The 15,718-nt window shown below is 29.2% G+C and carries 13 protein-coding genes and 1 pseudogene; 8 read left to right on the top strand and 6 right to left on the bottom strand.

The annotated features are described in order from the left end of the window. Nucleotides 1-56: 56 nt before the first annotated feature. From L8V77_RS06160 to L8V77_RS06135, 6 genes are read left to right on the top strand one after another with little or no spacing between them, the layout of a single operon-like run. Nucleotides 57-1,904 (top strand): FapA family protein, encoded by a 1,848-nt coding sequence (locus tag L8V77_RS06160; RefSeq protein WP_263707175.1) that lies wholly within the window; start codon nt 57-59, stop codon nt 1,902-1,904. Nucleotides 1,905-1,909: 5 nt separating this feature from the next. Beyond that, entirely contained in the window at nt 1,910-2,461 is a 552-nt protein-coding gene (gene ruvA, locus L8V77_RS06155) for a Holliday junction branch migration protein RuvA (protein ID WP_263707174.1), read from the top strand. Between the two features lie 16 nt (nt 2,462-2,477). Continuing rightward, a complete protein-coding gene (locus L8V77_RS06150) occupies nt 2,478-3,518 on the top strand; it encodes a D-alanine--D-alanine ligase (protein ID WP_263707173.1) in 1,041 nt (346 codons plus the stop codon). A gap of 2 nt (nt 3,519-3,520) precedes the next feature. Further along, nucleotides 3,521-3,736, top strand: a complete 216-nt coding sequence (locus tag L8V77_RS06145) for a type II toxin-antitoxin system Phd/YefM family antitoxin (protein ID WP_039618043.1) — start codon at nt 3,521-3,523, stop codon at nt 3,734-3,736. 2 nt (nt 3,737-3,738) lie between these two features. Further along, the gene (locus tag L8V77_RS06140) at nt 3,739-4,482 is read left to right on the top strand and encodes an alpha/beta fold hydrolase (protein ID WP_263707171.1); all 744 of its coding nucleotides are present in this window, start codon (nt 3,739-3,741) and stop codon (nt 4,480-4,482) included. Further along, nucleotides 4,475-5,875 (top strand): Mur ligase family protein, encoded by a 1,401-nt coding sequence (locus L8V77_RS06135; protein ID WP_263707169.1) that lies wholly within the window; start codon nt 4,475-4,477, stop codon nt 5,873-5,875. The genes L8V77_RS06140 and L8V77_RS06135 overlap by 8 nt, the downstream gene beginning before the upstream one ends. A gap of 11 nt (nt 5,876-5,886) precedes the next feature. Here the strand turns inward: L8V77_RS06135 and flgH are convergent, their stop codons facing one another. Then, a complete protein-coding gene (gene flgH / locus L8V77_RS06130; RefSeq protein ID WP_263664106.1) occupies nt 5,887-6,588 on the bottom strand; it encodes a flagellar basal body L-ring protein FlgH in 702 nt (233 codons plus the stop codon). Nucleotides 6,589-6,674: 86 nt separating this feature from the next. Here flgH and pta point away from each other — a divergent pair, with 86 nt between their 5' ends. After that, complete coding sequence (gene pta / locus L8V77_RS06125) at nt 6,675-8,150, top strand: phosphate acetyltransferase (RefSeq protein WP_263707168.1); 1,476 nt, start codon at nt 6,675-6,677, stop codon at nt 8,148-8,150. A gap of 8 nt (nt 8,151-8,158) precedes the next feature. Then, the gene (locus L8V77_RS06120) at nt 8,159-9,343 is read left to right on the top strand and encodes an acetate kinase (protein WP_263707167.1); all 1,185 of its coding nucleotides are present in this window, start codon (nt 8,159-8,161) and stop codon (nt 9,341-9,343) included. A gap of 28 nt (nt 9,344-9,371) precedes the next feature. On the opposite strand, the gene L8V77_RS06115 is transcribed toward L8V77_RS06120, so the two are convergent. The 5 genes and pseudogenes from L8V77_RS06115 to L8V77_RS06100 all read right to left on the bottom strand — a co-directional run bounded on the left by L8V77_RS06115 (nt 9,372) and on the right by L8V77_RS06100 (nt 15,657). Beyond that, the gene (locus L8V77_RS06115) at nt 9,372-10,142 is read right to left on the bottom strand and encodes a MetQ/NlpA family ABC transporter substrate-binding protein (protein ID WP_220516277.1); all 771 of its coding nucleotides are present in this window, start codon (nt 10,140-10,142) and stop codon (nt 9,372-9,374) included. 68 nt (nt 10,143-10,210) lie between these two features. Continuing rightward, entirely contained in the window at nt 10,211-11,416 is a 1,206-nt protein-coding gene (locus L8V77_RS06110; RefSeq protein ID WP_412175145.1) for a glycosyltransferase, read from the bottom strand. Between the two features lie 9 nt (nt 11,417-11,425). Beyond that, nucleotides 11,426-12,088 (bottom strand): annotated as a pseudogene (locus tag L8V77_RS07710) (methionine ABC transporter permease); the annotation flags it as partial. Next, nucleotides 12,085-13,041, bottom strand: coding sequence for a methionine ABC transporter ATP-binding protein (locus tag L8V77_RS06105; protein ID WP_263707165.1), 957 nt, complete (start codon nt 13,039-13,041; stop codon nt 12,085-12,087). The gene L8V77_RS06105 and the pseudogene L8V77_RS07710, both read right to left, overlap by 4 nt. Before the next feature lie 3 nt (nt 13,042-13,044). After that, entirely contained in the window at nt 13,045-15,657 is a 2,613-nt protein-coding gene (locus L8V77_RS06100) for a valine--tRNA ligase (protein WP_263707163.1), read from the bottom strand. Nucleotides 15,658-15,718: the final 61 nt, after the last annotated feature.

Raw genomic sequence — 15,718 nt, 5'->3', positions numbered from 1 at the left:
TTTGATTTTATTTTTGCTAAAATCAAAATTTTATACACAATAAGGAAGCTTAAGCTATGGAAGAGAAGAAAATTTTATATACTAAAGACCCTTATAAAGAGCTTTTGATATTTGCTTCTGAAAATAAATGCGAAGTTGATGAACTTGATTTTAGATTATTAAGTTTTAGTACTTCTTATACTTATGATAATCAAGAATGGATAAAAGTTAATGAAAAAGAATTAAAAATTTTTGAAGAAGATGAAAAATTTTTAATTCATGATTTAAGTATAGAGCAAGAGTATAAAATAGAAATTTATTTTAAAAAATTTGCACACTCACCAGCTTTTGAGATTAGTTTATATACCAACGAAATTTGTACTTTATTAAAAGCTAGTGTTAAAGCCAGTGAAATTATTGCTTTTCATGATAAATTGGCACTAGAACTTTTAGAAGCTATTTACAAAGCGATGATAAAAGAAAAATATTTGCTCGGATTTAGAATTTTTGATTTCAAAAAGCAAATTATTGATTTTAATACCAAAGTCAAAGAAAAGCAAAAATTTGATTTTGAAGTTGAATTTGAAGTATGCAAGGGAGTTAATCCACAAGAGCCTACAAATGAAGAAATTCAATATCATTATTTAGAAAATTTAAAAAAACACAATGATGTGATGAATAGAAACTATGTAGCATCTATAGGAAAAGATGAGGTGGCTATTGAGAGGATTAAACCAAAAGAGGGTAGTGATGGTAAAGATTTAAGATTTAAAATTTTAAAAGCTCTCCCACCAAAAACAAACAAAGAAAAAGTTATTTGTTCGGATAATTTTGAAATTAAAGAAGATGATGAAAGCATAAAATATATTGCTAAAAAAGATGGCTTTATTATCCAAAAAAAATCTATTTATGAGATAGAAAATTATTTAGAATTTAACAAGGTTGATTTTAAAAGTACGGGTTCTATTTGGGCGGGTTTTGATAAACAAGTTATTATTGTGATTAAAAACACAAATAGCTTAGAAGATGCAATAGGCCCTAGGATTACTGTTGAAGCTCAGGAATTAGAAGTTACTGGTAATATGGCTCAAGATTCTGTTTTAAGAGGTAAAAAAGTAATTCTTAAAGGTAATATGCATCATAAAAGTACTATTATAGGACAAAAGGTTGAGGTTAATATCTTAAGAGGATATTGTGAGGCCGAGGAAGTTTTTGCTGAAACTTTAGAAAATGGCTCTATCAAGGCTAAAAAAGTAAATATTAAAAAGGCTGTGGGTGGGGAGATTATTGCGGATGAAATTTACATACAAGAGCTTGGTGGTAATTGTTTATGTATTGCTAAAAGTTTGATTCATGTTGAAAAAGTTCAAGGGAGTGGCAATAAACTTGTAATTCAAGATCTCAAAGCTTTTGATAAAGAAAAAAGTGGAGAAGAGATACTTTTGCATATTGAAGAGTTAAAAAAAGAACAAGAAAAATTAGTCAAAGAAATTGAAGAAACCAAGCATACTATCCATGTGAGTAAAGATTCTGTAAGAATTTTACAGCAAAAAGCAAAAGAATTAATGAGCACAAAAAGAGCTATACCACAAGCTTATAAGATTACTATTAAAGATTTTAATCAAAAGATTGAAAATTTAAATATTTTAGCTAATAAGATAGAAACTTTAAAAGAGGAAGAAAAAGCAAATATAGAAAAGCTTAAAAAAATTCAAGATGAACTTTTAAAATCAAAAATTATTAATAAAAGTGGAAAATGGATGGATTTAAACGAGGTTAAATTTGTTTTATTAAATCCTAGAAAAGAATTAAGCTATCATCCTCATAGTGAAGAAAAAATTCAATGTTTTGAGCTTGAAAAAATAGATACTGAAAATGGGATGAGTGTTTATGAAATTCGCTCTATTAGTAATTACAAGGAATAAGCTAAATGATAGTGGCAATTGAAGGAATAGTGAGTAAAAAAGAACCTACTTTTGTTGTTTTAAAAACTTCAAGTGGGGTAAGTTATGGTGTTTATGTGTCGCTTTTTTGCTCAAGTAATTTTGAAAAAGATCAAAAGGTTGAGTTTTTAATCACACAAATTATCAAAGAAGACTCTCATAAATTATATGGATTTTTAGATATTAATGAGCAAAGAATGTTTGAATTATTAATTAAAATTAGTGGTATAGGAGCAACTACTGCTATGGCGCTTTGCTCAAGCTTAGATACTAATACTTTTTATGCGGCTTTGCAAAGTGGTGATGAGAGTGTATTTAAAAAGGTTCCTGGTATTGGTCCAAAGAGTGCAAAAAGAATTATAGCTGAGTTAAGTGATGCAAAAATCAATATAGAAAATTCCAATCAAGACCAAGCACAAGCTTTGGCAGCTTTACTTTCACTTGGTTTTAAACAAGAAAATATTTTAAAGGTTTTAAGAACTTGTGAGAGTAAAAATACTAGTGATCTTATTAAAGAGGCTTTGAAAAAATTAGCATAATAAAAGGAAAAATATAATGATATATGGTGTAATTTTTGGTGCAAATTCTTATGAGCATGAAATTAGCATTGTGAGTGCTGTGGTATTAAAAAAAATACTCAAAGCGCAAAAAAAATTTATATTTTGTGATAAAAATAAAGAATTTTTTCTTATAGATGAAGAAAAAATGAATGCAAAAACTTTTAGCAGTGGTGCTTATAAAAAAGAAAAAGCCTTGGTGCTAAAGCAGGGTGGGTTTTTTATAAAAACTATGTTAGGCGAGAAAAAACTTGACATTGATGTAGCGATAAATATCGTACATGGAAAAGATGGCGAAGATGGCAAAATAGCTGCTTTGCTTGATTTTTATGGTATAAAATACATAGGACCGCGCATAGAAGCTAGTGTTTTATCTTTTAATAAGGTTTTAACTAAACTTTATGCACAAAGTGTAGGGGTAAAAACACTTGATTATAAGGTTTTAAATTTGCATAAAGAGCAAAATGTTTCTTTAGACTTTCCTTGTATTTTAAAGCCTGCAAGATTAGGTAGTAGCATAGGTATAAGTATAGTTAAAGATGAAAGTGAGCTTAAATATGCTAAAGATGTTGCTTTTGAATTTGATGAGGATGTTGTGGTTGAAAAATTTGTAAGCAATATTAAAGAATATAACTTAGCAGGTTGTATGATAGGTGAAAAAATGGAATTTTCTATCATTGAAGAGCCTAGAAAAAATGAAATTTTAGATTTTGAACAAAAATATTTAGGTTTTTCAGAAAGTTCTAAAGTCAGTGAAGCGGATATTAGTGAAGAATTAAAGCAAAAACTAAGGGATAATTTTACAAGAATTTACAATCCTTTATTTAAAGGAGCTTTGATTCGCTGTGATTTTTTTGTGATAGGTGATGAGGTTTATTTAAATGAGATCAATCCAAACCCAGGATCATTGGCAAATTATTTATTTGAAGATTTTACTAACACAGTTGATAATTTAGCAAAAAATATAGAGCTAGAAAAGCAAATTAAGATCGATTATGCTTTTATTCACAGTATTAATGGGCAAAAAGGTAAGTTATAATCATGGCTACTTTTAGCAAAGATGAAATTTATACTGCAACTGAAGTAGTAAGAAATTTCAGTACTATGCTTGAAAAAACAAAAAAGAGCGAAAACAGTAGAGTGGTGATAGTAAAAAATAATAAATTTGAAGCCGTGCTTTTAAGTTTTGAAGAATATGAACGTTTAAATGAAGCTGTAATGCTTTTAGAAAAGATTTATAAAGATAAAAAAGGCTAGAAATGGCAAAAACTAGAGTATATTCTAATGGATATTTTTATAATTTAAGTTATGAAATCATCAATCCAAAATGTGAAAAAACAATTCTTATTTTACACGGTTGGGGTGCTAATAAAGAGCTTATGAAACAAGCTTTTGAAAAGCCTTTGAATGATTTTAAACAAATTTATTTAGATTTGCCTGGTTTTGGAAATTCAAGCATAGATGCACCTATGGATTCTTATGCTTATGCTAAGGTTGTAGAAGACTTTTTAATTACAATTGAGCAAAAGGCAGATTATTTAATGGGGCATTCTTTTGGTGGAAAAGTTGCGACTATTATGTGTCATAATGCTAATTTTCAAGGTTTGATTTTACTTTCTAGTGCAGGTGTGGTTTTGCCAAAAAGCTTTAAAGTAAGGTTTAAAATAGCCTTATTTAAAATTTTAAAAAATCTTCCTTATGGGGATTTTTGGAGGAAATTTTTTATTAGCAAAGACGCTCAAGGTATGAGTGAAGTGATGTATGAAACCTTTAAGAAAGTTGTTAATGAAAATTTAGAAAATGAATTTCAAAAGCTTAAAAACCCTATTTTGATTTTTTGGGGTAATGAAGATAAAGCTACGCCTTTAAAAAGTGGAGCGATTATCCACTCTTTGGCACAAAAAGGAAATTTTTTTGCATTAGATGGGGATCATTTTTTCTTTTTAAAACATGCTGATTTTATAAGTGAAAAAATACATGAGGAATTTTTAAAAAATGATTAGTATGATAGCTTTTTTAAGTTTGAATTTTTTACTTGGATTTTACCTGATTTTAGCTTTGCAATGGTACTCTTATAAATTCTCACGCATAATTTTACATTTTGCTAAGCCTTTGTGGCATTTATATTTTTTAATAATTCCTTATTTTGCTTTTGTGTTTTCTTTGTATAGTGGAAATTTTTATTTATATTTTGTAGTTTTTGCTTTATCTTTGTTATATGGTGGATACTTATATAAAAATTTAGATAAAAAGCTAGTTTTTACTGCTAGGATTAAGCGTTATTTTTTATTTTTGTCGCTTTTTACTTTAGTATTTATGCCATTTTTTTGGATAGGTTTAGAAGCTTTAGTAGTTACATTTTTATTAAGCTTTTTTGTGGAAAAAATTAATCAGAAAAGTTTTATAAAAAAAGCAAGCAAAAAGATTTGTGATAATCCAAATTTAAAAATTATTCTAATTACTGCAAGTTTTGGAAAAACAAGTATAAAAAATTTTTTATACGAACTTTTAAAAGATGAGTTTAAGTGCTATAAAACTCCAAGAAGTGTTAATACTTTCATGGGTATAGTAAAAGACATCAATGAAAATTTAGAAAATAATACTGAAATTTATATCGTAGAAGCTGGTGCAAGAGAACAAAATGATATTTTAGAAATTACAGAGTTTTTTAATCCTCAAATTTGTATAGTTGGTGAGATTGGTTTGGCGCATTTGGAGTATTTTAAAACTCAAGATAATATCCGCAGTGCTAAGTTACAAGCTTTAAAATCCAAACGTTTGGAAAAATACTTTTTACACTCAAGCACCTTATATGAAAATGAATTTTATGATGATTGTTTAAGTGATGTTAGGGCAAGTTTAGAAGGTTTAGATTTTAAAATAAGATTAGATGAAGGTATTTATGATTTTCATGCAAATTTACTAGGTGCTTTTAATGCTTATAATATTAGTGTGTGTATTTTGCTTGCTCATTATTTAGGAATAAAAATAGAAAATATTATAAAAAGTGTATCAAATTTAAAAGCAGTAGAGCATCGTTTGCAAGTGATTTCTAAAGAGCCTAAATTTATCATAGATGATGGTTTTAATGGAAATTTTAAAGGTATGAGTCAAAGCTATGAGCTTTGCAAAAGTTATCAAGGAAGAAAAATTTTGGTAACTCCTGGTATAGTTGAAGTTAATGAAGAAGAAAATATAAAATTATGTAAGATAATCAATGAATGTTTTGATTTTGTAATTATTACTTCAGAGGCTAATAGCACGATTTTGCAAAAACATATTACATTAGATTTTTATGTATTAAAAGAAAAATCTCAACTTGTGCAAACTTTATCAAAAATAACCCAAAATGGAGATTTGATTTTATTTTCTAATGATGCGCCAAGTTTTATGTAAAACCATTTAGCTTAAAAAGGCCAAATGGTTTCCATGAATTTTGTCCCCCAAGGCTTGCGTGTAGATTTATCTATATCACCTTCAGTTTTATAAAGAATTTTTGCATCAGCTATGTATTTACTATCTATCATATTATCCTGAGAAATATCATAAGGTCTTATAACCCCACTTAGCTGAATGATTTGTTTTTCACCGTTAATTAAAAGCTCACGACTTCCTTCTATAAAATAATTTCCATTAGATAAAACTTTAATCACTCTAGCAGAAATGGTGGTTTGGAAATTTTCACTTCTAGTTTGGCTTCCTGTGCCTTGATATTGTGAAGTACTTGCTGTAGTATAGCCTATATTTGTATAATCATTGATAAAATCTCTAGCTTTACTAAGTCCAGCACCAGTGGTTACTTGTCCTCCGCCTAAATTAACATTATTGTTTTTACTTGTAGCTTTAGAGCCTTGTGAGTTTTGTGTAGCATTTTCTCTAATGACTACGGTTACTAAATCATTTACATTCATTGCTTTTTTATCAGAAAATAAAGGATTATCTCCTTTACCAAATAGCGATCCAGGATTGCTTTGGGTGTTATGATTTTGTTTTGGAGCCAATTCTTCTACATAAGTTGGAGGTTTCATGTTAATATGCGGATCGACTGTGGCGCTACAACCAAACATTACAAAAGGTAACAAGTAAAAATTAACATTTTTAAATTTCATAGCTTTATAACCTTATATTATTGTGATGAATTTTAAAATTATTATATTACAAAAAAAACAATTATTTTGTTAAAAAAGAGGAAAAAATGAAATCCATGTTTTTATTAAATTGTGTTGATGAGAAATTTTTAACACAGTCTTTAGAAAAAGTTCAAGGTAAAATAGCCTTTTACTTTCCTGTTTTTTGTGAAAAAAATAAAGAAAAAATTGCTTTAATATGTTCAAAAACCAATTTTAAGCTAGATTTTTTTAGTAGTTTTGAAAAAAATAAAAATAATTATCAAAGCAAATTTGCTCAAAATTCAAATGATTTTTTTAAAAAAATAATTCAAGATTTTGAAAAAATAAAAAATAAAAATGATTTTGTTATAGTGGTTGGAGTAGATGATTTTGGCTTGATGGGAGATTTGAGTTTAAATATAGCTTTAGCTAAAGAGCTAAATGCTCCACTATATGCAAAAAGTCAAGATGAAAATCATACTATGTTAAATTTTTTACTAAGTCAAAAGCTTAGCGACTTTGTTTTGTTAAAAGAAAATGAAGATTTTACTCAAGATTTATTACAAGAATATACCTATAAAACTCAGGCAAGATTTTCTTATGAGCTTTTTGAAAAAGCAAAAGCAGATAAAAAGGTAGTGGTTTTACCTGAAAGTTTTGATGAAAGAGTATTAAAAGCTAGTGAGTTTTTAATGCAAAATGAGATTGTTGATTTGATTTTGCTAGGCGATAGCAATGAAATTTGTGCTAAAGCTAATAGTTTAAATATTAACATCGATGGTGTACGTATTATAAATCCTAAAAATTCTCAATATAATGAAGAATTTGAAGAGCTTTTGTATGAAGCTAGAAAAAGTAAAGGTATGAGTAAAGAAGAAGCTAAAAAGTTAGTGCAAGATAAAACATATTTTGCGACCTTGCTTGTACATACTCAAAAAGCTCATGCTATGGTAAGTGGTGCGAGTACAACTACTGCTGAAACTATTCGTCCTGCCTTGCAAATTATCAAAACAAAACCTGATGTGAGTTTGGTTTCTGGTATGTTTTTTATGTCTTTAGAAGATAAGGTTTTGGTTTTTGCTGATTGTGCTGTTATGCCAAATCCAACTCCTGAGCAACTTGCTGAAATTGCTTATGTGAGCGCAAATAGCGCTAAAGCTTTTGGGCTTGAACCTAAAGTGGCTTTGCTTTCGTATTCTAGTGGAGATAGTGGAAGCGGGGCTAGCGTGGATGCAATTAAAGAAGCTACTAAAATAGCTAAAGAAAAATATCCTCAACTTGAGCTAGAAGGTCCTATACAATTTGATGCAGCATATGATATGCTAACAGCAAAAAGTAAAATGCCAAATTCTAAAGTAGCAGGAAAGGCAAATGTATATGTGTTTCCTGATTTAAATGCGGCAAATATTTGCTATAAAGCAGTGCAAAGAACAGCAAATTCTTTAGCTATTGGCCCGATTTTACAAGGTCTTAAAAAGCCAATTAATGATTTAAGTAGAGGATGTTTGGTAGAAGATATTGTTAATACTGTGATTTTAAGTGCTATTCAAGCACAAGAATAAGGAGAAAAATGAAAATATTAGTTTTAAATTCAGGTTCATCTTCAATTAAATTTAAGCTTTTTGAAAAAGATGAGGCTTTAGCATCTGGTTTGGTGGAAAAAATAGGCGAGCAAAGCTCTAAAATAGAGTTAAAAGATCTAAAAAGTGGTCAAAAATACAAAAAAGAATTGGCGATTAAAGATCATGAACAAGGTATTGAATTAGTAAATGAATTATTTGCTCAAAGTGGAATTTTACATGATTTAAATGAGCTTGATGGATGTGGACATAGGATAGTTCATGGAGGCCCAAATTTAACCAAGCATTGTTTGGTAGATGATGAAATTTTAAAAGAAATTGATAGAGTTGCTCACATAGCACCTTTACATAATCCTGCGCATTTAATAGGTATTAAAACTATGATAAAAGCCGCTCCAAAAGTTCCTAATGTGACAGTTTTTGACACAGCTTTTCATCAAAGTATGCCTGATTATGCTTATATGTATGCTTTGCCTTATGAGTTTTATGAAAAACACCAAGTTAGAAAATACGGCTTTCACGGTACATCACATTCTTATGTAAGCAAGCAAGCTGCACATATACTTGGTAAAAATATTAATGAATTTAATGCAATTAGCGCCCATCTTGGAAATGGTGCGAGTGTTTGTGCTATAGAAAATGGAAAATGTATAGATACTTCTATGGGCTTTACACCGCTAGAAGGTTTGATTATGGGAACTAGATGTGGAGATATTGATCCTGCTGTATTGCCATTTTTGGCAAAAGAATTAAATTTAAACCCGTCTGATTTAGACACTATAATGAATAAAAAAAGTGGGGTTTATGGAATTTGTGGGTTTAATGACTTTAGAGATATTGAAGCTCAAATTGAACAAAATAACGAAAAAGCAAGACTTGCTCTTGATATGTTTTGTTATCGTTTGAGTAAATATATCGGTTCTTATTTTGCGATTTTGCCTAGAGTTGATGCATTGATTTTTACAGCTGGTATAGGTGAAAATGATGATATTGTTAGAGCAAAAGTTTGTCAAAGACTAGCGCATTTAGGATTTGATATAGATTTAGATAAAAATGCACAGCTTAGAAATGGTGAGATTAGTAAAAAAGACTCTAGAATTAAAATTTTAATTGTTCCAACAGAAGAAGAATTAGAAATAGCTAAAATTACCACAGAGCTTATTAAAAATAAATAACCTTGAGTTTTAAAACTCAAGGTTTGTTTTAAAATGCAGGGACTACTGCACCTTGGTATTTTTCATTGATAAAGTCTTTTACTTTTTGACTTTGCAAAGCCTTTACTAAAGCCTTGATTTTAGGATTGTCTTTATTATCTTGAGTGGTTACTAAGATATTTGCATAAGGACTTTCTTTGCTTTCTATTAAAATAGAATCTTTTACAGGATTTAAATTTGCTGATAAGGCATAGTTTGAATTAATCACTGCAAAATCAACATCATCTAAAGCTCTTGGAAGTTGTGCTGCTTTTAACTCTTTAAATTTGATATTTTTTGGATTATCTTTAATATCAAGTGGAGTTTTTAATGCAGCATTTTCAAAACTAACGAGCTTGGTGCTAGCGATAATATCCAAAGCTCTACTTTCATTTGTCGGATCATTTGGTACAGCTATGGTAGCATTTTGTGGAAGATCTTGGATGTTTTTATATTTTTTAGAATAAACTGCCATTGGTTCGATGTGAATTTTTGCAACGCTAATTAATTTTGTGCCTTTATTAGCATTAAACTCATCTAAATAAGGCTGATGTTGGAAAAAATTTGCATCAAGTTCTTTACTATCTGTACTAAGATTTGGTAAAACATAGTCATTAAATTCTTTAATTTCCAATGTGTAACCTTCTTTTTTTAGCAAATCTTTAGTTTGTTCTAAAATTTCAGCATGAGGAACAGGTGTTGCACCTACAGTGATAACTTCATTAGCAAATAAACTTGCACCTAAAATTGTGCTTGCAGCGAGCAATTTTAACAATTTCATTTTAACTCCTTTTTATAGTTTAAAATGCTTGATTATATTATAAAAATATTAATAAGATAAGAAAAGTTTTATTTTTGTTTGTTTTTATATTCTTTGGCAAAATGTTTAAGTTCTTTTATAAATTTTATATAACCACCTTTGTGCCAATTTTTTTGAGCCTTAATGAGAGCTTGTCCGATTTTATAAGAATAAGTATTTTGATTTTTAATACCTTCGCTTTTATAATCATCATAGCTTGATAAAGGTGGAAGTTTAAGATAAGGTTTTGTTTTTAAATCTTTTTGATATTGCTTGGCAAGTTTTGTGTGTTTATAGTAAATCTTTAGTAGAGTAAAAGGTAAAAAAGGAATTTTTTTCTTATTTTTAGTACATTCTATAAAAGCATAACCTAGTTTGTATGATAAATGATATCTTGTACGTTGAATAGATTGTTTATTATCTTTATAAAAAGATCCTGTATATTTACTTCCTCCAAGCTCTAGCCATTTTTCATAATATTCTTGCCATTTAGGCCATGTTTGATTGCAAAATTTACTATTCCAAAAACGACTATTAGTTCCACAAGCATGAACTATAGAGGCATTTTGTGTAAGATTTGTAAGATAATGAGTACTTCCTGTGTATTTGTCTTTTAAATCTTTGACTTTAAAGTGATTTTCATAAACCATTAAGGAAAAAATTCCTTGATCCTGCCAGTTTTTAGTATTTTGTGAAAGATAGTTATAGATAAATTGATAACACTGTAAAGGATTTGGTATAAGATCGTTAAATACTAAAATCCCTGTTTGATATACTCGTTTATTGTTGTGATTTTTTTCTAAAGGCAGAGCTGTTTGAAGCAAAGTTTTACCTAATCTTGCACCAAAATGATATTTTCTAGCTCTTAATTTACTAAGTTCATCTATACTTTTTAAAAGTAAAACATCAAAATCAAGATAAATAATACTTTCACATTCATCTAAAAACTTAAAAGCTTCAAATCTTGCAAAAGCCATATGCGTCCATCTTTTTAAGAAAAATAAATTATCAATATCATTTTGATTTTTACCAAGAGTAGTTAAAAAATCTTCTTGAGTAAAAGGAATAAATTTAATTGTTTTGTTTTTAACAATTTTTTGCATGATATTTTGATCATTCAAGCTAAAGCCATCATGTAAAATGTAAAATACATCTACCTTTTCATCCATAACATCCATGATATTAATGAGCAAGGTTCCTATGGTAAAGCTTGAATTTTTAGTTGCTGCTAGCAAAATACCAAGTTTATGTTTCATTGTTTATCTTTTGGTGATTTTATAAAGAATATTTCCTATAAATTGTATGATTTGCACTAGTATAATTAAAATTACAACAGTTTGAATCATAATATCAGTTCTAAAACGTTCATATCCATAGCGAATAGCCACATCACCCAAGCCACCACCACCAACAGTTCCTGCCATAGCGGAAAATCCAATAACAATAATTAAAATTAAAGTAATACCATTAATAATACTTGGCAAAGCCTCACTAAACATAACTTTAAAGATGATTTGTGCTTTGCTAGCTCCATAAGATCTTGCTGCTTCAATGATAGCAGGATCAATTTCTTTAAATGCACTTTCAATCATTTTAGCTAAATAAGGTGCAATTCCTATGGTAAGTGGTACTATGGTAGCAGTTGTTCCTATGCTAATGCCAATAAGATATTTTGTAAAAGGACTTAAAACTACAATGAGCACTAAAAATGGAAAAGATCTTAAAATATTAATGATAAAATCAAGCACACTATAAATGCTTTTATTTTCCCATAAGCCGCCTTTATCAGTAACAGTAAGTACAATTGCAGGGATAAGTGCAATTAAAAAGGCTAAAAAAGTGGCTGTAAAACTCATATAAAGAGTTTCCAATAATGCTGGATATAGTATATTTTCAAAATTTCTTAAAATTGTTTCTAAGTTCATTATACAAGCTCCCAAATAACGCCATTTTCTTGTAAATAATTTAAAACTTTTTTTTGATCTTTGGCTTCTATATTGATTACCAAATTTCCTAAAGCATTGTTGTTTAGTTTTTCTATCTTACCCCAAACTATATTAAAATCAATATTTAAACTTCTAGCCATATGAGTGATTATGCTTTGGTTTGCTTTTTCTTTGCAAAAATATAAGCGCACATTGACTCCATTTTGTGGCAAAAAATCACTTTCACCTAAGAATTCACGCATTTTTTCACTTGGTTTTAAGAATAAATCTTCGATTTTTCCTTGACCTATGATTTGTCCATGCTCTAGCAATACGGCCTTTTGTGCTATTTGTTTTACTGCTTCCATTTCATGAGTTACTAATACTACGCTGATGTTAAATTCTTGATTGATTTTAGCAATAAGTTCTAAAATATTATTTGTAGTATTTGGATCAAGTGCAGAAGTAGCTTCATCGCTTAGTAAAATTTTAGGATTTAAAGCAAGGGCTCTAGCTATGGCTACTCTTTGTTTTTGCCCACCACTTAGCTCATTTGGATAAGCTTTGCTTTTAGCTAAAAGTCCCACAAGATCTAAAAGTTCATTAACTCTTTTTTGAATTGTGCTTTTGTTAAAATTATGAATTTCTAAAGGCATAGCTACATTTTCAAATACATTTTTTCTACTCATAAGTGCAAAATGTTGAAAAATCATCCCTATATCTTTTCTAAATACTCTTAACTCTTTTTCTTTTAAGGTAGCTATTTCTTTACCAAAAACCTCTACGCTACCACTTTGATAATTTTCCAAACCATTAATACATCTTAGCAAAGTTGATTTTCCTGCTCCGCTGTGTCCAACAAGAGCATAAATTTCTCCTTCTTTAACTTCTAAAGAAACATCATTTATAACTAATTCTTTGCCATAATATTTTTTAAGATTTTGTATTTTTATCACTTATTAGCCTTCTAAATTAGAAATTTCATCATTGATTTTTTCAAGTTGAGTTTTAATGCTTTCAAGTTGAGTTTTATTTTGCTCAACAACCGCAGCCGGTGCATTAGAGATAAATTTTTCGTTTTTCATCATAGCATCTAACTTGTTAAATTCTTTTTCAAGTTTTATTTTTTGACTATTAAGTCTATTTAAAACACCGCTTAAATCAAGATCTTGAGTTGGTATAAATACTTCTAAATTCTCACTTACATCTCTAATGGATTTTTCTAAATTTGTACTAATAAACTCGATGTTTTCACATTTTGCAAGTGTCGAGATAAAATTAGTGTAATTTTTTAACTCAGCTATTAAACTCTCATCGTTTAATTTTATACAAGCTTTTTGAATTTTTGCATTTGCAAGCTCTACTAAGGTTTTTGCGCGGCGTAAACTTACTATACTTTCTATAATGATATTAAATAATTTTTCTATTTTTTCATTTCTAGAATTAAATTTAGGATATTTTGAAATCATTATAGACTCATGAGTTTGGATAGAAGTTTTACTTAACTCATGGTATAAATACTCACTAATAAATGGCATAAAAGGATTTAAAAGTTTTAATGCTTCTTTAAAAATACTTCCAAGTTCTTTTATACTTGATTTTTCAGCCTTGCTAAGCTCGATCCCCCAATCACAAAATTCATCCCAAAAAAATCTATACAAAGTATTTGCCGCATCATTAAAGCGGTAATTATCTAAATTTTCTCTTGTTTCTTTTACGCATACTTCAAAACGAGATAGCATGTATTTTGCCAAGTTAGTTTGAATTTTGCTTTTATTTAAATCTTCAAATTTTTCTTCATTTAAAAGTAAAAATTTGCTTGCATTGTAAAGCTTGTTGGTAAAATTTCTAACTTGTATGAGTTTGTCATTGCTTAATTTTATATCTCTACCTTGGATAGCTAAAAGAGCAAGAGTAAAACGCAAGATATCAGCACTGTATTCATCCACACTTTGCACAGGATCAATGACATTGCCTAAAGACTTACTCATTTTTCTACCTTGCTCATCTTTAACCAAAGCATGCAAATATATATCTTTAAAAGGAAGCTCACCTAAGGCATTAGTACTTTGAAACATCATTCTTGCAACCCAGAAAAATAAAATATCAAAGCCGGTGATTAATAAAGAATTTGGATAAAAATCTTTTAAATCATCTTCATGCCAAAGTGTGTTTTTGCCCCAGTCTTTATTACCCCAACCTAAAGTACTCATAGCCCAAAGACCAGAAGAAAACCAAGTGTCTAAAACATCAGGATCTTGTTTGAAATTAGTGCTTTGGCATTTTGGGCATTGGCTTGGAGTTTCTTCGCTTGCCCATTCATAAGAGCATTCACAATAATACACAGGAATTTGATGACCCCACCAAAGTTGTCTTGAAATACACCAATCTTTTAAATCCCTCATCCAAGCATTAAAACTATTGATCCAATGCGCAGGGTAAAATTTACTTCCACCAAGATTAACTTTTTCTATACTTTCTTTTGCGATTTCATTTTTTACAAACCATTGTTTAGAAATGTAAGGTTCTACTACATTTTTACAACGATAGCAATATCCTACTTGATTGGTATAGTCTTCTATTTTTTCAACAAAACCTTTTTCTTGCAATTCTTTTATAATAACATCTCTTGCATCTAATCTTTCTAAGCCTTTAAAATGCAAGCAATGTTCATTTAAAATACCTTTTTCATCAAAGATGGTAATAAATTCAAGTTTATGTCTTAAACCTACTTCATAGTCATTATGATCATGTGCTGGGGTTACTTTTACAAAACCTGTGCCAAATTCCATATCTACATGCTCATCAGCAATAATAGGAATTTTTCTATCTATTAAAGGTAAAATGACATTTTTGCCTATTAAGTGTTTAAATCTTTCATCGTTTGGATTAACCATCACGGCGCTATCGCCAAAATAAGTTTCTGGTCTTGTAGTGGCTACTACGATGTATTCTTGAGAATTTTCTAAGAAATATTTTAAATAATATAATTTTCCTTTATTTTCTTTATGTTCTACTTCTATATCGCTTAATGCTCCATCATGAGTGCACCAATTTACCATGTAATTTCCACGCACAATAAGCTTTTTATCATAAAGATCTACAAAGGCTTTTTTTACCGCATTTACCAAACCCTCATCCATAGTAAAGCGCAAGCGACTCCAAGCAGGAGTGATACCCAAAATTCGCATTTGTTTAACTATAGTGCCACCGCTTTGCTCTTTCCATTCCCATACTTTTTTTATAAATTCTTCTCTACCGAGTTCTTCTTTTTTAATACCTTGAGCTAAAAGTTGTTTTTCCACAACATTTTGTGTTGCAATGCCTGCATGATCAAGCCCTGGTTGATAAAGAGTCTTATAACCATCCATTCTTTTATAACGCGTTGTGATATCTTGTAAAGTACAAGTTAGGGCATGGCCTATGTGTAAAACGCCTGTTACATTAGGTGGAGGCATCATAATACAAAAGTTTTTACCTTTTTCTTGAATTTTTTCATTACCATTGATTTCAAAATATCCGCGTTCTTCGCAAATTTTATAATATTCTTTTTCTAGTGATTTATCATACATAATTGCTACCTTGAGAATGAAAATAAATTGTTATGTTAGCTTAAAATTGTTAAAGAAGTTT

The sequence above is a fragment of the Campylobacter sp. IFREMER_LSEM_CL2127 genome (genome assembly GCF_025771745.1).
In the GTDB taxonomy this organism is placed as follows: Bacteria; Campylobacterota; Campylobacteria; order Campylobacterales; family Campylobacteraceae; genus Campylobacter_D.
This window is presented reverse-complemented; position numbering and strand designations above follow the sequence as displayed.